Origin of the sequence: Leuconostoc lactis KCTC 3528 = DSM 20202 (assembly GCF_014651235.1) — a bacterium.
Taxonomy (GTDB): Bacteria; Bacillota; Bacilli; order Lactobacillales; family Lactobacillaceae; genus Leuconostoc; species Leuconostoc lactis.
Genome location: NZ_BMWM01000006.1, coordinates 47238 through 66977 on the forward strand (window position 1 = coordinate 47238; position 19740 = coordinate 66977).

A 19740-nucleotide genomic window follows, 5' to 3' on the forward strand; every position below is an offset into this window, starting at 1 on the left:
TCCTATTTAGAATTAACCTTCGTTAAAGATTTGAATATCTTTTGAGTCTTTTGACAACGTTATGGTTGCCTTCTTCAACTTACGTGTGTAACCAACGTAACGACCTTGGCGCTTCTTCTTACCGCGAACGTTAGCTGTGTTCAAGCCAGATACTTGAACGTCGAAGATCTCTTCAATTGCCTTCTTGATTTCAGGCTTTGTGGCACGAACATCGACTTCGAAGACATAGCGCTTACGTTCTGTTTGCGCCATTGATGCTTCAGTAATGATCGGGCGACGGATAATATCGCGTGCATCCATTAGGCAAGACCTCCTTGGATTTCTTCGATTGATGATTGAACAATCACCAGCTTATCTGCATTAACAACGTCAAGTACGTTAATACCCTTTGTTGTCATAACTTGAACGTTAGTCAAGTTACGTGCTGACAAGATTGCGTTTTCGTTGTCTTCATCAACAACTACTAATGTCTTTGTGTCAACTGACAAGTTAGCCAAAACCTTCTTGAAGTCTTGTGTCTTTGGTGCTTCAAATGACAAAGCATCAACAACAACCAACTTACCGTCAGCAAGCTTTTGTGACAAAACTGACTTCAAAGCCAATTGGTAAGACTTACGGTTAATACGGTAGGCATATGAACGAGGTGTTGGTCCGAAGACGATTCCACCACCACGGAATTGTGGTTCACGGATTGAACCGGCACGTGCACGACCAGTACCCTTTTGCTTCCAAGGCTTACGTCCACCACCAGAAACCGCTGAACGGTTCTTGACAGCATGCGTACCTTGACGCATTGATGCGCGTTGCATCAAAACTGCATCTGTGATAACGGCGTTGTTAGGTTCGATGGCGAAAACTGCATCGTTCAATTCGAGTTCAGCAGCTTGACTACCATCTTGCTTTAATACAGCAACTTTAGTCATGATTGATTGTTCTCCTTTCTATATAGTTTATATTAAGCTTCTTCAGCTGCGGCAGCAGGTGCTGAAACACCGGCCATCTTAACTTCAGGATGCTTTGCGTTAACCTTAACGGTTGACTTAATTGTCAATAGTGACTTGTTTGCGCCAGGTACGTTACCCTTCAACAACAACAAGTTGTTTTCAACGTCAACGTGGACGATAGCAACGTTTTGCATTGTGCGCTTGTGGTTTCCCATGCGTCCAGGCAAAAGCTTACCCTTGAAGACACGGTTGATGATAGCACCCATTGAACCTGGACGACGGTGGTAACGAGATCCGTGAGCCATTGGTCCACGTGATTGGCCATCCTTCTTGATGTTACCTTGGAAGCCATGTCCCTTCGTGATTCCAGTAACGTCGACGTATTCACCAGCTGCGAATGTATCAACCTTGATTTCATCCCCTGCGTTAAATTCGCCTTCCGCATTGCGGATTTCACGAACGTAGCGCTTAGGGGTCGTGTTTGCTTTTGAAGCGTGACCTTGTTCAGGTTTGTTTGACAAAACTGCGCGCTTGTCTTGGTAACCGAGTTGTACTGCATCATATCCGTCTGTTTCTACAGTTTTAACTTGCAAAACGACGTTTGGTGTGGCTTCAACAACAGTCACGGCGATCAATTCACCAGTTTCAGTGAAAACCTGAGTCATACCGACTTTGCGGCCTAAGATACCTTTAGTCATGACTAATCTCCTTAAATAATTTCTTGACTTATTTTTACCCTAACGGGTGCGAAGTTGTATTCGTTAAAATTACAACTTGATTTCGATTGCAACACCTGATGGCAATTCAAGCTTACGCAATGCGTCAACTGTCTTGTCAGTAGGGTTCACAATGTCGATCAAACGCTTGTGCGTGCGCATTTCGAATTGTTCGCGGCTATCCTTGTGCTTATGTGGTGAACGTAGAATTGTGTACAATGTACGTTCAGTTGGCAAAGGGATAGGACCAGCGATTTCTGCGCCCGTACGCTTGGCCGTTTCAACAATTTTTTCTGCTGATTGGTCCAAGATGCGGTGTTCGTATGCCTTCAAACGGATACGGATCTTCTTTTGTGCCATTATTTCGTGCCTCCTCGTTGATTTTGTAAATCAGCTAACTCCAATTAAAAACCGACAACACTGCTTGTGTTTTGCGCGCCCATGGCAACGCGGCCGCGCGTGTCGCAACCTTAATCATCATCGCTAAACATTGATACACCAGGCTTTCGGTAGGTTTATATGACTACTGTTCCAAAAGCGTACTTAACTACTATAACAGAAGAACCCTACATGCGCAAGGCTTTTATCAATTTAATTCTGAGACTTTTTCTTTTGACCAAAATTTATTAAAAGAAAAAACCGACAAAAATTTGTCGGTTTTTAACGTTTTGACATCTTAAATTCCAAAAAGGCATCATTATATCTTTCAGTCCACTTCTGACCTAAATCATCATAGACTTGCAGATTCTTAATCGTTTCATTGCTTGGATAGAATTGTGGATCATTACGCACTGACTTTGGCAATAAGGCCTTCGCTTTCGCATTCGGCGTTGCGTAACCAATGTACTCCGCATTCTGGGCGGCATTCTTAGGCTCACTCATAAAGTTCAAGAAAGCATAAGCCGCTTCTTTATGCTTGGCCGTCTTTGGCATCACGATATTATCAAACCACAGGTTTGACCCTTCACTTGGCACAACATAGTGCAAATGCGGGTTATTATCGATTGCTTCAGCGGCCTCACCTGAATAGGTAACGGCAAGCCCTGCCTCATTTTGCGCCATATACATTTTAATTTCATCAGCAATGATGGCCTTGACGTTTGGCATCAACGCTTCTAACTTCGCTTGCGCAGCAGCTAAATCAGCCACAGATTTCGTGTTAACTGATTTATGCTGGGTAATCAACGCAACCCCCAAGGCATCACGCGCTGAATCGACAAGCAAAATTTGATTGCGGAATTTTGGTGACCACAAATCATCCCAATGTTGCACATCTTTCCCATCAACAATCTTATCGTTATAAATAATCCCTAACGTGCCCCAAAAGTAAGGCAATGAGTATTTATTCCCACGATCAAAGGATAGGTTCATAAAACGCGGATCGTAATTTTTAAGACCAGTCAACTTACTGTGATCCAATGACAACAGCAAATTTTCACGTTTCATTTTCTGAATCATGTAATCCGATGGCACCGCCAAATCATATGACGTGCCACCTTGTTTAATTTTAGTATACATGGCTTCATTGGAATCAAACGTCTCATAACTAATCTGATAGCCCGTTTCTTTGGTGAACTTAGTCATCAAATCAGGATCAAGATAATCACCCCAGTTATACAGGTTTAACACCTTGTCAGAAGACGCATCTGACCCTGTTTTAGTCGCCAGATATTGCTGGGTGCCAAATAGTCCCCCGACAACTACCAAGATGGCGACAACGCCAAATAGCAACTTTTTCATATCACAGTCCCTCCGACGCTACCAACATCAGGTGCGTCGCACGCTTCTTATTTTTTTCAGCACGTGTTGAAATCGCATAATATACCAGTACCATGATTAATGACACGACAAACATAACGGCTGACAACGCGTTAATTTCAAGACTGACCCCTTGACGGGCACGAGAATAAATTTCAACAGACAACGTTGAGAAGCCATTACCCGTGACAAAGAACGTCACCGCAAAATCATCTAGCGAATACGTGAAGGCCATGAAGAAACCAGCCAAAATACCAGGTGAAATTACCGGCAAGACAACCCGCGTGAGCATTTGCCAATTATTAGCCCCGAGGTCTTTTGCTGCGGCAATCAATGATTGATTCATTTCCTGCAAACGCGGCAAAACCATCAACACAACAATCGGAATGGTAAACGCAATGTGTGATAGCAAGACCGATGTAAAGCCTAACGAGAAGCCCAGTACCGTGAAGAATACCAAGAATGACGCACCGATAATAACATCCGGCGACACCAACAAGACGTTATTCAACGATAAAAAGACATTCTTCATAACGCCGTTTCTTAAATTATAGACATATAAAGCGCCAGCCGTACCAATGACACTTGATATCAATGAAGCAGAGATGGCCAGCAACAGCGTGCTGACAACAATTTCGGCAATTCGCGTATCAGCAAACAGTTCGCCATAATGTTTCCAAGAGAAACCATCCCAGCCTTGCATGACATCCCCGGCATTAAATGAATAGACAATCAGGAAAAAGATGGGTAAGTACAACAAGATAAAGACGAACCAGAGATAGATGTTGGCCCACTTAATTTTTTTATGCATCTGCTTAACCCCGCTTTATCGACGAACGACGTGCACGATCACGCGTCAGAATCATCGTAATGACCATCGCAACAATTAAAATCACACCAATTGTTGACCCCAACCGCCAGTTTTGCGTCACCAAGAAATGTTCTTCAATGGCCGTTCCCAAAGTAATCACCCGATTACCACCAATCAATCGTGTCACCATAAATAGTGACAGACTTGGAATAAAGACTGCTTGGATACCAGCTTTGACCCCAGGCATCGATAATGGCATAATCACCCGCCAAAGGGTTTGCCAGCGATTTGCACCCAAATCTCGACTGGCTTGTGCGAGACGTGGATTAATTTCGGCTAACGAATTAAAGATTGGCAGAATCATGAAGGGAATTTCAATATAGGCCGCCACCAACAAGAAACTCCAGTTAGAAAACAAGAGTTGCTGTGGCACAATACCCCATAAGCCCAAAAAGTTATTGACCGTACCAGATTTTGATAACAAACCAATAAATGCATAAGTTTTGAGCAATAAGTTAATCCACGTTGGCAAGATGATCAACAACAACCAAAATTGTTTATGCTTTAATTGGTTCAAGAGGTAGGCGGTTGGATAACTGATTACGACCGTAATGACCGTAATCAAAAACGCATACCACACCGAGTTAATCGTCATTAACAAGTACGTCCCACTACTAAAGTAGGTCTCATAGTTACGCAACGTAAAATGACCATCTTGGGTCGTTAATGATTGGAACAGCAACAAGACAAGTGGCACAATGACAAATAGCACCAACCAAGCACCATAGGGTACCAGGTAGAATAATTGTCGCTGCTGATTACGCTTTGCCATCATCGCTATCATCCTCATAACTTTCCAAACGCGCGTCAAAGTCATCTTCTGATTCGTTAAAGCGCATGATATGAATATCTTCTGGATCAAACGTCAAACCAACGCGTTCACCAATCGTTGATTTGTTTGTGGCTTGCACTTGCCATTCATTACCATCATCATCAATGGCGGTGATTTCATAATAATCACCACGGAATGACTGATCATCAATCGTGACCACCAACTTACCGTTTTCAACACTCGTCAAATCCAAATCTTCAGGACGAATCACGACTTCAACCTTTTCATTTGGTCGCATACCGGCGTCGACGTTTTCAAAGTCTTTGCCTGTGAAGTGAACCAGATAATCTGCCTTCATAACGCCATCCAAAATATTAGATTCACCAATGAAATCCGCCACGAAATGGTTGATTGGTTCATCATAAATATCTTCTGGTGAGCCATTTTGTTGGATGACCCCATCATTCATGACATAGATCCAATCAGACATGGCCAAAGCCTCTTCTTGATCATGCGTGACAAAGACGAAAGTAATTCCCAAACGTTGTTGAATTTCACGTAGTTCATATTGCATGTCCTTACGTAACTTATAATCCAACGCTGATAGTGGTTCATCCAACAACAAGACTTCAGGATCATTTGCCAAAGCACGCGCAATGGCGACACGCTGCTTTTGACCACCGGACAATTCGTTAATTTCACGATCGGCATACGCTGACAATTTTACCAAGTCCAACATTTCCATCACTTTGGTCTTGATGTCAGCCTTGCTCATCCCTTTAATACTCGGACCAAAGGCAACATTGTCAAAAACATCCATATTAGGGAACAAGCCATAATCTTGGAAAACCGTGTTCATGTGGCGCTTTTCAACCGGCACATCGTTAATCACTTTTCCCTCAAACAAAATATCGCCATGTGTCGGCGTTAATTGGCCTGAAATCAGATTAAGAATCGTTGTCTTCCCTGACCCCGAAGGCCCTAGCAACGTATAAAACTTCCCCGCTTCAAGCGCTAAGTCAATGTTCTTTAGAACTTGGTTGTCATCATAAGACAAGCCAACGTTCTTAAATTCAATAATTGGTGTTGATGTGTTAGTCAATTCCCAACCCTCACTTTTAGTCAATAGAACTATTGTATCAAGAAAAGCACGCAAGTTCATTACCTGCGTGCTTTTTTTATGATAAGATTTTATGTTGTTTTTCCACTAAAAAAATTGCAATCGTCATCAAAATGAACAAAATGATCATCACCACGATTTGTGGTACCCAACTATGGAACCAACCATAGCTATAACCAAATAACGCTGGCCCTAAGGCAGCAATGACATACCCACCACTTTGCGCCATACCAGATAATTCTGCGGTCTGGATTGGTGTGGTTGTTTTCAAACTAAAAGTTGTCATGAGATAAGGGAATAAAATCGACGTGCTCACCCCAATCAATAGATTGACACTTAACCAATAGCCAAAATGGTTATTGGGCACTAAGAGCAAAAGATAGCCCACAATTCCAATCACCGAAGACACACCAACCAGCCATTGCCGACCAACAGACGATAAACGGGCAACAATCGTTGGCACCGTCAGCGCAAACGGTAATCCGATCAAGGCATTAATACCGGCAAACACACTCGCGACTGATGCCGATAGCCCAGTTTGAATTGCCATTGTCGGTCCCCAAGCCATTAAAATGTAAAACATAGCCGATTGGACACCAGCAAAATACAACAACAACCAGGCATACCGGTTACGCCAAACATGGGCATTGGTCGGCCGCTTCACACCGGTTGGTGTGGTGGCTAACGACTGCGGATGCTTGGCAGCAAAACGCACATTGGGTAAACATACTAAAAAGGCAATCCCGATTACCGTTGTTAATAATAAAATAAACACGTGCCAATGCGTTGCTTCAGCAATCGGTGCCGATAATCCTGCCCCAACTGCGGTGGCTAACATCATACTAAAGGTAAACGTTGATGTCATCGGCCCAACCTTATTAGGGAAGTACAGCCGAATCACACTAGGTAGGAGGACATTCATATGGGCGATCCCAACCCCAATCAGTAATGTCCCAATATAAAGGAGCGGCGTATTGATAATCCGAATCCAAGAGCCGACGACCATCACAATCAGCATCACGGCAAAAGTTCGCTCTAAGCCTAATTTTTCTGCCGTCTTCGGCGCAATAGAGGAAAAAATCGCAAAGGCAATCAGTGGTATCGTCGTCAAAATACCTAACTGACCAACTGGAACGTATTGTGTTTTGGCGATATGTGAAATAATCGGTGGAATCGACGTAAACGGAATACGTAAGACCATACCAATCACGATAATGCCCGGTATCAAAAACTTACTGTGCTTTTTCAGCATAAATTCTCCTCAATTTATCGACACAAAACGGCGTCACCCGATTGGGTGACGCCGTTTTAACTGGACCGTCTGTCAGTATTATCTACTGAATAAACTCATAATCTACGGTATCAGATTAATGATATTAATCTTCTTTGTTACCGCTGTTCTTGATAATTTCATCTTGGATGTTCTTTGGCACAGCTTCATAGTGATCAAAGACCATTTGGAATGTACCACGACCTTGCGTTGCTGAACGCAAAGTTGTTGCATAACCAAACATTTCTGACAAAGGCACCTTCGCCTTAACTGCCAAAACAGGACCACGAGATTCTTGACCTTCGATCATACCACGGCGTGCTGAAACGTGTCCCATCACATCACCAAGGTTATCTTCAGGGGCAACAATGTCAACCGCCATGATTGGTTCAAGAATAACGGCACCGGCTGTCTTTGAAGCTTCCTTCAAGGCCAATGACGCAGCAATCTTAAAGGCTGCTTCAGAAGAATCGACATCGTGGTATGAACCATCATACAACTTAGCCTTCAAGTCAACCAATGGGAATCCAGCCAAAGGACCAGCATTCAAAGCATCCTTCAAACCAGCTTCAACTGATGGAATATATTCACGAGGCACAACACCACCGACGATGGCGTCTTCGAATTCGAAGCCAGCACCTTCTTCGTTTGGTGAAAATTCGATGTAAACATCACCATATTGTCCCTTACCACCAGATTGACGCTTGAAGTATCCACGCGCTTGCACTGTTTGTGTAAAGGCTTCACGGTAAGCAACTTGTGGTGCACCAACTGTTGCTTCAACGTTGAATTCACGGCGCATACGATCAACCATGATATCCAATTGCAATTCACCCATACCAGCGATCAAAGTATCACCAGTTTCAGGGTTTGTTGTGGCACGGAATGATGGATCTTCTTCCGCCAACTTTTGGATGGCATTTGACAACTTGTCTTGGTCAGCCTTAGTCTTTGGTTCGATAGCCAATTCGATCACTGGTTCTGGGAATTCCATTGATTCAAGAATCAATTGGTGGTCCACAGCAGTCAAAGAATCACCAGTTGTTGTGTTCTTCAAACCGATCGCAGCAGCGATATCACCAGAGAAGACTTCTTCGATTTCTGTACGTGATGTCGCGTGCATTTGTAGCAAACGACCAACACGTTCACGTGTATCAGAAGATGTGTTTTGTACGTATGAACCTGATTGCAAAGTACCAGTATACACACGCATAAATGTCAAACGACCAACGAAAGGATCAGTCATGATCTTAAATGCCAAAGCAGCAAATGGCTTGCTGTCATCGGCAATCAAGTCAACTTCTTCACCAGTCTTTGGATCAGTCGCGATATATGGCTTAACATCCAAAGGTCCTGGCAAGTAGTCAACAACCGCATCCAACATCATTTGCACACCCTTATCCTTGTAGGCTGAACCTGCAAGCACTGGGTAGAATTGCAATGCCAAAGTGGCACGACGGATCGCTGCCTTCAATTCATCAACAGAAATGTCTTCACCTTCAAGGTACTTTTCCATCAATTCATCATCAACATCCGCAACAGCTTCGATCAACGTGTTACGCTTTTCTTCAGCTAGTTCCTTCAATTCGGCAGGAATTTCACGTGGTTCCCACTTTTCACCCAAGTCATCAACTGGGTAGTAAGCTTCTTGTGTAATCAAGTCAATGATCGCTTCGAAGTCATCTTCAGCACCAATTGGCCATTGGATAGCTTCAGCATTAACTTGCAAACGTTCATGAATTGAGTTAACTGACATTTCAAAGTCAGCACCCATCTTATCCATCTTGTTAACGAAGACAATACGTGGCACGTCATATGTTGTTGCTTGACGCCAAACAGTTTCTGTTTGTGGTTCAACACCGGCAGCACCATCAAGCACGGCTACGGCACCATCAAGCACACGCAAAGCACGTTCAACTTCGATTGTGAAGTCCACGTGACCTGGTGTATCGATGATGTTAACACGGTAAGGTGTCTTAGCGAATTGGTCAAAGAATCCACGCCATACCGCTGTTGTAGCGGCTGATTGGATTGTGATTCCACGTTCCTTTTCTTGTTCCATGAAATCCATTTGTGAAGCACCATCGTGTGTTTCACCAATCTTGTGAATTTTACCTGTGTAGTACAAGATACGTTCCGTAGTGGTTGTCTTACCCGCATCGATGTGGGCCATGATACCAATGTTACGTGTACGTTCTAGTGGGTATTCACGTTTTGCCATTGTGAGTTATCTCCTGGTTTTTGTTCTATATGCAACAAAAAGCGACACAGAATTGTGTTCGCTTTTTGACGGTAAAAGCCAATAGCGTTTTACCATCTACTGTCATTTTACACTATTTATTGTGACCGTGAACAATTAAATTCTAAGCAACAATAAATCAACGTAAGCAGTCATGACGCAAACTGAATTGCGCCACGCGTTTTACCAACGATAGTGCGCAAATGCACGGTTAGCTTCAGCCATCTTGTGTGTGTCTTCGCGCTTCTTTACAGATGCACCAGTGTCATTAGCGGCGTCCATGATTTCCTTAGCTAAACGTTCATCCATTGTGTGTTCGTTACGCAAACGTGAGTAGTTTACCAACCAACGCAATCCCAATGTTGTACGACGGTCTGGGCGTACTTCGATTGGCACTTGATAGTTAGATCCACCAACACGGCGAGCCTTAACTTCCAAGACTGGCATGATGTTTTCCATAGCTTGTTCGAAAACTTCCAATGGATCGTTACCAGTAGCTTCCTTGATACGATCAAAAGCATCGTACAAGATAGTTGACGCAGTTCCACGCTTACCATCAAGCATCAACTTGTTGATCAAACGTGAAACGAGCTTTGAGTTGTAAATTGGGTCAGGCAAAACTTCCTGACGCTTAGTATAACCTTTACGTGGCATTTGTCAGTCTCCTTCTTACTTCTTTGGCGCCTTTGTGCCGTACTTTGAACGTGATGTCTTACGTCCATCAACACCAGCTGTATCCAATGCACCACGGATGATGTGGTAACGTACACCAGGCAAATCCTTAACACGACCACCACGAATCAAAACAACAGAGTGTTCTTGCAAGTTGTGACCAATACCTGGGATATATGCTGTAACTTCGTACAAGTTTGAAAGACGAACACGGGCGTACTTACGCAAAGCTGAGTTAGGCTTCTTTGGTGTCATTGTACCAACACGTGTTGCAACACCACGCTTTTGTGGTGCAACATTGTTTGTTGCTTTCTTCTTCATTGAGTTATAGCCGAAGTTCAAAGCTGGTGACTTTGACTTAGTCGCCTTTGACTTACGAGGCTTGCGAACCAATTGGTTAATTGTAGGCATGCTACGGTCTCCTTAAAATTTTATTAGTTACACAGTTCCAGGTGTGTCATTTCTGTCTTTAAACAAAAATGCTTACTGGAAATCTGCTGACAATTGCCTTTACAGCGCCGTTCAGCACGTTGTGAATAGCTCACAGAACAGATTACTTAAAAGCACGTCCAATATAATACCAGATTGACAGTGATTGTCAATAGGTTTAACAGCATCTCTTTAAAAATTGTGGAAAACAGTTGCTTTCAGCAAGTATTTTCCACAATGACTGCGTATCATACCTTATGACTATACTCGTTATTTTTCTACTCAATACTTGTCTTATTTCAAGTCTCATGTGTCTCAACGACCGCTTAACTCACAAGATACCCTTAACCACGCAACGCTCATTTTGTTGGCATTGCGGGCATGTATTGGCTTGGTTTGATCTCATCCCTATCGTGTCGGCGCTGTTAACCAACAGCCGTTGTCGCTATTGCCAAAAGTCCTACGGTTATACCTACGTCTTATTTGAATGCCTTGGCGGCATTATTGGCACTTGGTTATTCCCTGAATCAGAACTGTGGCTAACAGCCCTGTGCCTCTTTTTCCTAGCTTTAGAAGACTGGGACCAACAAGCCATTCACGCCAATCTACTCTTCCCCTGGCTGGCTTACTTGGTATGGATTCGTTGGGAAACACCACAACTGTTAGTCGTTGGGATGTTTGCCGTGATTTGCCTGTGGCTCATTTATGTGCGCCATGCCCTGGGGAGCAGTGACTTGCCTGTCCTGATGGTAATTGGTTTGGTATCATCCCCCATTATTTTGGCGCTGACGCTCCTTACCGCAGCACTCATCACTTATGGTTATCTCCAGTATTATACGCGACGATGCGCCCCGTTTGTACCCTTTTTACTCGTGAGTTGGCTGATGGTTATCGCCATTGAAAAAGTGACCACATCCGTGATGTGATCACTTTTGTTAAGCATGTGTGATGACTTTTTTCTGCGGCTTAATGGTGATGTTAATATCGCCTTGTTTTGCCCCAATCGTCACAATACTATCGGTGGTAATATTGCCACGCAATAGTGCCTCACTTAATGCATCTTCAACTTTTGTTTGTAAGACACGACGAATTGGGCGTGCCCCATATTCTGGATCAAAGCCGGCATCAGCAATCACATCAATCGCAGCTGGTGTGATCTTAACTGAAATCCCTTGTTCAGCGACCCGTTGTAAAATATCCCGACTCATGAGTTTCACAATCGTATGAATTTCAGGCTTCGTTAACGGTTCAAAAACAACCGCCTCATCTAGTCGGTTAATAAATTCAGGTCGGAAAGTTTCTTTCAACGTTTCGCGAATTTTTCAGCAACCGCGGCATTATCATTTTTCAAGTCAACGGCACCAAAGCCCATGGCTTTTTCATCACGTAGTCTTGTTGCCCCAAGGTTTGACGTCATGATAATAATCGTATTCCGAAAATCAACCTTGCGCCCCTTAGAATCGGTTAGGAAACCATCATCAAACACTTGCAACATGAGGTTGAAAATATCCTGATGGGCCTTTTCAGCTTCATCTAACAAGATAACGGAATAAGGATGATTACGGACTTGCTCTGTGAGTTGACCACCCTCGTCGTAACCAACATAACCAGGCGCTGAACCGATTAAACGTGACGCTGACCAACGTTCTTGGTATTCAGACATATCAATCCGAATCATATTATCTTCATTACCAAAGACAGCCTCTGCTAAAGCCTTGGCCAACTCTGTTTTCCCAACCCCTGTTGGCCCCAAAAACATAAAGGTTCCAATTGGACGACTTGGATCTTTCAAGCCAGAACGGGCACGACGAATGGCACGAGCAACCGCAGAAATTGCTTGCTTTTGTCCCACCACACGACGGCCCAACACAGCTTCCAAATTAACGAGTCGTTGCTTTTCGTTCTTTTCAAGTTGCGTTAGCGGCACACCAGTCTGCTGTGAAATCACTTCCGCGATATCTTCCGCCGTCACGTGTAAATCGTATTGCGGGCGGTCAGCCGTCGTTTGGTTGGCCATTTTCGCGGCCAACTTATCTAACTTATTTTTGACTTTCATTTCTTCGGCACGTAGCTCGGCCGCTTTTTCAAAGTCAAGCGCCGTAATGGCTTGATCCTTCGCTTCTGTCAATTCAGCTAGACGTAACTGGTTTTTTTGCAGGGCATTTGGCTTATCAACTGCATCAATGCGTACCTTAGCACCAGCTTCATCCATCAAATCAATTGCCTTGTCAGGCAAGAAACGATCCGTAATATAACGTGACGATAGTTTCACAGCTGCTGCAATCGCTTCATCATCGATTTGCGCTTGATGATGCGCTTCAAACTTTGGTCGAATGCCGGTCAAAATCGCAATCGCATCCGTTTGTGACGGTTCATTGACCGTCACTGGTGCAAAACGTCGTTCCAAAGCAGCATCTGACTCCACATACTTTTGATACTCGTCAAAGGTCGTGGCGCCTAATGTTTGAATTTCACCACGTGCTAACGCTGGCTTTAAAATGTTAGAGGCATCAATCGCCCCCTCAGCGCCACCAGCACCAATCAACGTGTGGAGTTCATCAATAAATAAAATAACTTGCCCATCATGATAAATTTCATCAATGATCTTTTTTAAGCGATCTTCAAATTCACCACGATACTTTGTCCCGGCAACTAGCGACCCCATATCAAGTGCCATCAGGCGCTTGTTTTTAAGTGAATCAGGGACATCATTGGTCACAATACGTTGCGCCAAACCTTCGGCAATCGCGGTTTTTCCAACACCTGGTTCGCCAATCAAAACTGGATTATTCTTCGTCCGGCGTGACAAAATCTGCACGACACGTCGCACTTCACCCGAACGCCCGACAATCGGATCCATCTTGTTATCCTTGGCTAACTGTGTCAAATCACGTGCCAAACCGTCTAATGTTGGCGTACCCTGTGGTTGCTGGCGGTCATGTTGTTTCATTTGCTTGCGCACGTCTGTCACACCCAACTTACGTAGGATTGCACGCCGCATTTCTTGCAAGTTGGCATCCAAAGCTAGCAAAATCCGTGATGATAAAATACTTTCATCTTGCAAGAGTGCTAAGAGGATATGCTCTGTACCCACTCGTGGTTGGGCTAACGCCCGTGATTCTTCACCTGCTTGCCGTAAAATATCAGCCGCCTTTGGTGAATAAGGGAGATAACTATTTTTGTCATAACGTGATGTCATGCCATAGCCAGTAAAGTGTTCAATTTCTTCACGAATATCGTCATCCGTCACATTAAACTGGCCTAAAATTTTACTCGCGATACCTTCTTTTTCAATCGCTAAAGCAAGCAAGAGGTGTTCTGTCCCAACAGCCTGATGCTTGAAATATTTTGCCTGTTCTTGTGCTAAAACGAGGACGTTTTGCGCACTAGGTGTGTATGTGTTATCCATATTATGCCCTCCATTTTTAAGGCAATCGCGTCTCAGATTGACTTATATTATAACGCACGTGACGGGGTTTAGAAACTAATCTGTTTCATAATGCAAAAAGCCGAAACAATCCGTTTCGACCTTTATGGGTTAATTTGGGTTTTTTAAACTCAATTGCCATTGCAAATAGGCATTAATGAACGGATCTAAGTCCCCATCAAGTACTTGTTGTGGCTGATTGGTTTCGTAGTTCGTCCGGTGATCTTTGACCATCTGATAAGGATGCAAAACATATGACCGAATTTGTGATCCCCAGCCGTTTTCCATCTTTTCACCCGTTAAGGCGGCACGTTCCGCTGCTTGCTTTTCTAATTCAAGCTGGTACAACTTCCCCTTCAACAAACGCATGGCATAGTCACGGTTACCGTACTGTGTCCGTTCAACAGTTGATGACACAACGATACCGGTTGGTTCGTGCGTCAACCGGACACCGGTTGACACCTTATTGACGTTTTGTCCACCGGCACCACCTGAACGGAAAACATCCATCTTGATGTCATCATCACGAACTTCAACTTCAATCGTGTCATCCAATTCCGGCATCACATCAACACTGACGAAACTCGTATGACGACGACCCGCTGAGTCAAATGGTGAGATACGCACAAAGCGGTGCACACCTTTTTCACTCCGTAAGAAGCCATAAGCATTGTGCCCAGAAATCTTAATCGTCGCACTGTCAATCCCTGCTTCGTCACCAGCGTGATAATCTAACACTTCCACTTGGAAGCCGTGCTGCTGGGCCCAACGCGTATACATCCGATACAAGTTGGCCCCCCAGTCAGTTGATTCTGTCCCACCAGATCCTGGATGCACTTCCAAAATGGCATTGTTGGCATCATAAGGTTCAGTTAACAGTTGTTCCAAATTGTAGGCTTCAACATCTTTTTGAACCTTTTCCACACTGGCCGCTAGTTCGGCTGCGGTATCCTCATCTTCCGGATCTTCAGACAACATTTCAATAAGTACAGCGATTTCTTCTGCCTGATTTGTCAAGTTTAAGAATGAATCCCGACGATTCTTCAAAATATTATTTTCTTCAATGACTTTTTGTGCCTTAACATTATCATCCCAAAAACCTGGTTCTGTCATGCGGTTTTCAAAATCAGCGATTTCTTCTGTTAACGCTTCTAGATCCAGTGTGCCACGAAAACGGGCAATATTTTCTTCGATATCTGCTAAAGCATGTTTAGCATCAATAATTTCCATTCCAGTATCCCTTCAAAACAAAAACGAACACAAGGTTCGTTATAATTATGCAACCGTCAACCATCAGGCATGGTAACTCTTAAGCTTGTAAGTTTTGACGGATTTCTGCTTTCATAAAGGTGCGTGTCGCATCATATTCAACATCAGCAATCATTTTGTTGAAGTTGTCAAACGCTTCGTTTTGATATTCAATCAGTGGGTTCAATTGACCATAACCACGCAGTCCAACACCCTGACGCAAACGATCCAAGGCATCGATGTGGTCTGTCCAATGTTGATCAATGGCACGAAGAATGACCACTTTTTCAAATTCTAACATTTGTGCTGGATCATAGAGTTGACCCTGCTTAACCCGATAATTTTCTTTTGCTAAGTTTAATAGCAATGCCTTGATACCATCACGGTCTAACCCTTTTAACTGGGCAATCGAAATATCATTTTCATTCACCAAAACATTACCGGCGAAGGTAACGATTTGATCCAAATGCCATTCCGCCGGCTTCTTACCTTTGGTTTGTGCATCAACGACGCGATTAATTGTCCGTTCAACCATTGGCATAAGGACCCAATCCAATGATTTTGTTTCATCAATGACGATATCCCGTTGACGATACATTAATTCACGTTGTTCACGGACAACATCATCATATTGCAACACGTTTTTACGCGTATCGTAGTTGTTACCTTCAACACGCTTTTGGGCAGACTCAACAGAACGGGTGATCAAACGGTTCTTAATCACTGTCTCTTCTTCATCCAAATTCATGCGTTCCCAAATCAAGCGAATACGTTCGGCACCGAAACGAATCATCAAATCATCTTCCAATGACAAGAAGAATTGTGAGAAGCCTTCATCACCTTGACGACCAGCACGACCACGTAATTGGTTATCAATTCGGCGAGACTCATGACGTTCTGTGGCAATCACGGCTAGCCCACCTAATTCAGACACACCAGGGCCGAGCTTAATATCTGTTCCACGTCCCGCCATGTTAGTCGCAACGGTTACGGCACCGCGTTGTCCCGCGTTAGCAATAATTTCAGCTTCTTTGGCGTTATTTTTAGCATTCAACACGTTATGTGGGACATTTTGTGCCATCAGAATTTTCGACAACAATTCAGATGATTCAACAGACCCTGTCCCAATTAAAATTGGTTGCCCCTTGGCGTGTAATTCTTGAATTAATTTGACCACCGCATTGTACTTCGCACGCATCGATGGGTACAACAAATCCGGATAATCCACACGCTTAACTGGGCGGTTAGTTGGAATCGTAATAACTTCCATGTTGTAGATTTCGCGTAATTCTTCTTCTTCCGTCTTGGCTGTTCCCGTCATACCAGACAGTTTCTTGTACATCCGGAACAAATTCTGATAAGTAATTTGCGCCATTGACTTATTTTCTTCTTGAATTTCAACGCCTTCTTTGGCTTCAATCGCTTGATGCAAGCCATCTGACAAGCGTGTCCCTTCAGAAATACGACCCGTTGACTGGTCAATCAACTTGACTTCGCCATCTTGCACCACATAGTCTTTATCATTAATGTAGTTAAAGTTGGCCCGAAGTGCTTGGTCAATGTGGTGCGTTAAGGCTGTATCGCCAGCGGCATATAAATTATCCAAATTAAAGAAGACTTCTGCCTTATGAATCCCTTCATTGGTCATCATCGTTGTCTTGGCTTCTGCATCAATCTTATAATCTTCGTCACGTACCAGTGTTTTTACAAAACGATCAGCCCGTGCATATAATTGTGAGACACCTGATCCAGGTCCTGAAATGATCAACGGTGTCCGCGCCGTATCGATTAAAATTGAATCCGCTTCATCAATCAACGCAAAGTTTAAACCACGTTGCATCACGCGTTCATCGGCACGATGTACCATGTTATCCCGCAAATAATCAAACCCAATATTAAAGTTTGTTGAATAGGTGATGTCAGCATTATATGCCGCCCGCTTTTCATCAGCTGGCGCATCACCGACATTCACACCAACTGTTAGGCCAAGCCAGTTATAAAGCTGACCCATTTGTTCAGCATCTCGCGCTGACAAATAATCGTTGACGGTCACCACATGTACACCACGACCTGATAGGGCATTCAAATAAACCGCCATCGTTGCTGTTAGTGTCTTACCTTCACCGGTACGCATTTCCGCTAAATTACCGCCGTGTAACACCGCAGCACCCATAATTTGAACACGGAATGGGTACAATCCCAAGACACGCTTAGCGCCTTCACGTGCAACCGCAAAAGCTTCTGGCAATATCTCATCTAATACCTTTGATAGGGCTTTATTTTGTTTATCCTTATCTGTCGCTTCAGCTACCGCTGCTGCAATTTTTTCCTGGAAAAATGGCGTTTTAGCTTGTAATTGCGCGTCAGTTAACGCTGACATTTCATCAGCATAACTTTCAACTTGATCGGCAATATTGTTTAATTTTTTTAGTTGCTTTTTTGAATTATCAACTAATTTACGTATTGGATTTGCCATTGTTTTTAGCACACAACCTGAATCAGTTGCGTGTGTCTCCTCTGAAATATGAATTTGTGTGTTCTACCGCACAATAGTCTACTATAAATTGTAGCAAAAAAAGCCCAATAAATATAGGCTTTTCATCGATTAATAATGCGCTGTTGGCGACAACGTCTCTTGCCCACCCATGTAAGGCCGTAGCACTTCAGGGATTGTTACTGTCCCATCTTCATTTTGATAGTTTTCCAAAATGGCTGCGACTGTCCGGCCAACGGCTAGACCTGATCCATTTAATGTGTGCACCAACTGCAATTTATCATTGTCATCGCGATACGTAATGTGCATGCGACGTGCTTGGAAGTCCTCTGTATTTGATACTGATGAAATTTCGCGGTAAACCTTTTGTTGTGGCATCCACACTTCAATATCATAAGTTTTTGCTGCTGAGAAGCCCATGTCCCCCGTTGATAACATCACGACATGATAAGGTAAGCCTAGCTTTTGCAAAATGTTTTCCGCATTGGCTGTCATGCTTTCCAATTCGGCATATGATTGTTCCGGTTTGGTAAACTTCACCATTTCCACCTTATTGAATTGGTGCAAACGAATCAAACCACGCGTATCTTTCCCAGCTGCCCCAGCTTCCTTACGGAATGATGGTGACAACGCAGTAAATTTGATTGGCAAATCTTCGCTCGGGATGGTTTCCCCAGCGTAATAGTTTGTCAGTGGGACTTCGGCTGTTGGAATGTAAGTTTGGGCCAACCCTTCTACACGATAAGCATCGTCTTGGAACTTTGGATACTGACTTGTGCCAAACATCGCTGTATCATTCACCACAATTGGGGTAATCATTTCGGTATACCCTTCTTGTCGATGTTCATCAAGCATAAAGTTGTAAACAGCACGTTCCAAGCGTGCACCGTCACCAACATAATACAAGAAACGTGCCCCAGAAACCTTAGCGCCACGTTCAAAGTCTAAAATACCAAGAGCTTCCCCAATCTCATAGTGCGCCTTCAACCAACTTGGTGTGTCCGCCAATGCCTGTGGTCGTGTCCCATAGTCAGCTGGTTCCCAAACGCGCTGCTCAACATTTGCTGTATCGTCTGGACCCACTGGTACTTCTGGCGCTGCTAAATTAGGCAAATGGGCTGCCAAATTCTTCACCGCCTCATCCAACTCTGCTTGACGTGCATCTAGGGCTTTGATTTCCGCACCAACTTGTTGCATCGCCGCAATGGCTTCGCTTGCATCTTCTTTGTTACGCTTAGCATAGGCAATTTTATCCGACACGGCGTTACGTTGGGCCTTCAAATTTTCAACTTGTTGGATGGCTTCTCGCCGTTCTTGATCCAGGGCCAACAACTCTTGCAACTTTTCTGCTGGTACGCCCCGATCAAGCAACCGCTGCGTTGCCTCAGCTTCATTTTTGCGCAAATACTTCATGTCTAACATTATTCTGCTCCTTTAATTTTAAAGTCTAATATAAAAGCGCGTTGCCATCCCATCCAACAGGACAAGGGACGAAAACGCGCTTCCGTGGTACCACCCAGATTTTGTACACAAAAAGCGTACAACACTCATTTTCTGATAACGGAGGGTTCCGAGTGGCATTACCCACTAAACGAGACTTACTGGAGTTTCGGCGTATTGTTTCTCATCAACCAACAATTTTCTGAAAGTGCCTAATTATGGTAAGCTATTATCCCTATTGTAACGAAAAAAAAAATAAAAGGCAAGATTCATTTTCCGCAAGAAAAAAGAGGCAGCTTTGCGCTACCTCTCTTATTGATGGGCCTGACAGGACTCGAAC

At 43.8% G+C, this 19740-nt stretch carries 16 protein-coding genes and 1 pseudogene; 1 reads left to right on the forward strand and 16 read right to left on the reverse strand.

Annotation, left to right across the window (positions count from 1 at the left end; genetic code table 11):
• Positions 1 to 12: 12 nt before the first annotated feature.
• From rplW to rpsL, 12 genes are all read right to left on the reverse strand, one after another.
• Positions 13 to 300 carry a 50S ribosomal protein L23 gene (gene rplW, locus IE039_RS03040; RefSeq protein WP_010006455.1) on the reverse strand — a complete coding sequence of 96 codons (288 nt, stop codon included), beginning with the start codon at positions 298 to 300 and terminating at the stop codon, positions 13 to 15.
• Entirely contained in the window at positions 300 to 923 is a 624-nt protein-coding gene (gene rplD, locus IE039_RS03045; protein WP_010006456.1) for a 50S ribosomal protein L4, read from the reverse strand. The genes rplW and rplD overlap by 1 nt, the downstream gene beginning before the upstream one ends.
• 32 nt (positions 924 to 955) lie before the next feature.
• Positions 956 to 1642, reverse strand: a complete 687-nt coding sequence (gene rplC / locus IE039_RS03050) for a 50S ribosomal protein L3 (RefSeq protein WP_009999868.1) — start codon at positions 1640 to 1642, stop codon at positions 956 to 958.
• 69 nt (positions 1643 to 1711) lie between these two features.
• Entirely contained in the window at positions 1712 to 2020 is a 309-nt protein-coding gene (gene rpsJ, locus IE039_RS03055) for a 30S ribosomal protein S10 (protein WP_002816040.1), read from the reverse strand.
• A gap of 300 nt (positions 2021 to 2320) precedes the next feature.
• Positions 2321 to 3400 (reverse strand): ABC transporter substrate-binding protein, encoded by a 1080-nt coding sequence (locus tag IE039_RS03060; protein WP_189428703.1) that lies wholly within the window; start codon positions 3398 to 3400, stop codon positions 2321 to 2323.
• A 1-nt stretch (position 3401) separates the two neighbouring features.
• A complete protein-coding gene (locus tag IE039_RS03065) occupies positions 3402 to 4229 on the reverse strand; it encodes an ABC transporter permease (protein ID WP_048702189.1) in 828 nt (275 codons plus the stop codon).
• A 4-nt stretch (positions 4230 to 4233) separates the two neighbouring features.
• Positions 4234 to 5061 carry an ABC transporter permease gene (locus tag IE039_RS03070; RefSeq protein ID WP_189428709.1) on the reverse strand — a complete coding sequence of 276 codons (828 nt, stop codon included), beginning with the start codon at positions 5059 to 5061 and terminating at the stop codon, positions 4234 to 4236.
• The gene (locus IE039_RS03075) at positions 5048 to 6163 is read right to left on the reverse strand and encodes an ABC transporter ATP-binding protein (RefSeq protein ID WP_172412932.1); all 1116 of its coding nucleotides are present in this window, start codon (positions 6161 to 6163) and stop codon (positions 5048 to 5050) included. Before IE039_RS03075 ends, IE039_RS03070 begins: the two co-directional genes overlap by 14 nt.
• A 76-nt stretch (positions 6164 to 6239) precedes the next feature.
• The gene (locus IE039_RS03080; protein WP_189428704.1) at positions 6240 to 7433 is read right to left on the reverse strand and encodes a CynX/NimT family MFS transporter; all 1194 of its coding nucleotides are present in this window, start codon (positions 7431 to 7433) and stop codon (positions 6240 to 6242) included.
• A gap of 124 nt (positions 7434 to 7557) precedes the next feature.
• The gene (fusA, locus tag IE039_RS03085) at positions 7558 to 9672 is read right to left on the reverse strand and encodes an elongation factor G (RefSeq protein ID WP_010004482.1); all 2115 of its coding nucleotides are present in this window, start codon (positions 9670 to 9672) and stop codon (positions 7558 to 7560) included.
• A gap of 201 nt (positions 9673 to 9873) precedes the next feature.
• Positions 9874 to 10344 (reverse strand): 30S ribosomal protein S7, encoded by a 471-nt coding sequence (gene rpsG / locus IE039_RS03090; protein ID WP_009999877.1) that lies wholly within the window; start codon positions 10342 to 10344, stop codon positions 9874 to 9876.
• Positions 10345 to 10359: 15 nt separating this feature from the next.
• Positions 10360 to 10773, reverse strand: a complete 414-nt coding sequence (rpsL, locus tag IE039_RS03095) for a 30S ribosomal protein S12 (protein ID WP_009999878.1) — start codon at positions 10771 to 10773, stop codon at positions 10360 to 10362.
• Positions 10774 to 11048: 275 nt separating this feature from the next.
• Here rpsL and IE039_RS03100 point away from each other — a divergent pair, with 275 nt between their 5' ends.
• Complete coding sequence (locus IE039_RS03100; protein WP_189428705.1) at positions 11049 to 11717, forward strand: prepilin peptidase; 669 nt, start codon at positions 11049 to 11051, stop codon at positions 11715 to 11717.
• Between the two features lie 9 nt (positions 11718 to 11726).
• On the opposite strand, the pseudogene IE039_RS03105 reads toward IE039_RS03100, so the two are convergent.
• The 4 genes and pseudogenes from IE039_RS03105 to serS all read right to left on the reverse strand — a co-directional run bounded on the left by IE039_RS03105 (position 11727) and on the right by serS (position 19382).
• Positions 11727 to 14200: pseudogene (locus tag IE039_RS03105) on the reverse strand (ATP-dependent Clp protease ATP-binding subunit).
• 129 nt (positions 14201 to 14329) lie between these two features.
• Entirely contained in the window at positions 14330 to 15448 is a 1119-nt protein-coding gene (gene prfB, locus IE039_RS03110) for a peptide chain release factor 2 (protein WP_029509440.1), read from the reverse strand.
• A gap of 79 nt (positions 15449 to 15527) precedes the next feature.
• The gene (gene secA / locus IE039_RS03115) at positions 15528 to 17942 is read right to left on the reverse strand and encodes a preprotein translocase subunit SecA (protein ID WP_189428706.1); all 2415 of its coding nucleotides are present in this window, start codon (positions 17940 to 17942) and stop codon (positions 15528 to 15530) included.
• A gap of 129 nt (positions 17943 to 18071) precedes the next feature.
• Positions 18072 to 19382 carry a serine--tRNA ligase gene (gene serS / locus IE039_RS03120; RefSeq protein ID WP_189428707.1) on the reverse strand — a complete coding sequence of 437 codons (1311 nt, stop codon included), beginning with the start codon at positions 19380 to 19382 and terminating at the stop codon, positions 18072 to 18074.
• Positions 19383 to 19740: the final 358 nt, after the last annotated feature.

What these genes read in the sequence shown, in the direction of transcription:
- rplW (WP_010006455.1), bottom strand. Translation starts at nt 300, where the DNA reads ATGGATGCACGCGATATTATCCGTCGCCCGATCATTACTGAAGCATCA.
- rplD (WP_010006456.1), bottom strand. Translation starts at nt 923, where the DNA reads ATGACTAAAGTTGCTGTATTAAAGCAAGATGGTAGTCAAGCTGCTGAA.
- rplC (WP_009999868.1), bottom strand. Translation starts at nt 1,642, where the DNA reads ATGACTAAAGGTATCTTAGGCCGCAAAGTCGGTATGACTCAGGTTTTC.
- rpsJ (WP_002816040.1), bottom strand. Translation starts at nt 2,020, where the DNA reads ATGGCACAAAAGAAGATCCGTATCCGTTTGAAGGCATACGAACACCGC.
- IE039_RS03060 (WP_189428703.1), bottom strand. Translation starts at nt 3,400, where the DNA reads ATGAAAAAGTTGCTATTTGGCGTTGTCGCCATCTTGGTAGTTGTCGGG.
- IE039_RS03065 (WP_048702189.1), bottom strand. Translation starts at nt 4,229, where the DNA reads ATGCATAAAAAAATTAAGTGGGCCAACATCTATCTCTGGTTCGTCTTT.
- IE039_RS03070 (WP_189428709.1), bottom strand. Translation starts at nt 5,061, where the DNA reads ATGGCAAAGCGTAATCAGCAGCGACAATTATTCTACCTGGTACCCTAT.
- IE039_RS03080 (WP_189428704.1), bottom strand. Translation starts at nt 7,433, where the DNA reads ATGCTGAAAAAGCACAGTAAGTTTTTGATACCGGGCATTATCGTGATT.
- fusA (WP_010004482.1), bottom strand. Translation starts at nt 9,672, where the DNA reads ATGGCAAAACGTGAATACCCACTAGAACGTACACGTAACATTGGTATC.
- rpsG (WP_009999877.1), bottom strand. Translation starts at nt 10,344, where the DNA reads ATGCCACGTAAAGGTTATACTAAGCGTCAGGAAGTTTTGCCTGACCCA.
- rpsL (WP_009999878.1), bottom strand. Translation starts at nt 10,773, where the DNA reads ATGCCTACAATTAACCAATTGGTTCGCAAGCCTCGTAAGTCAAAGGCG.
- IE039_RS03100 (WP_189428705.1), top strand. Translation starts at nt 11,049, where the DNA reads ATGACTATACTCGTTATTTTTCTACTCAATACTTGTCTTATTTCAAGT.
- prfB (WP_029509440.1), bottom strand. Translation starts at nt 15,448, where the DNA reads ATGGAAATTATTGATGCTAAACATGCTTTAGCAGATATCGAAGAAAAT.
- secA (WP_189428706.1), bottom strand. Translation starts at nt 17,942, where the DNA reads ATGGCAAATCCAATACGTAAATTAGTTGATAATTCAAAAAAGCAACTA.
- serS (WP_189428707.1), bottom strand. Translation starts at nt 19,382, where the DNA reads ATGTTAGACATGAAGTATTTGCGCAAAAATGAAGCTGAGGCAACGCAG.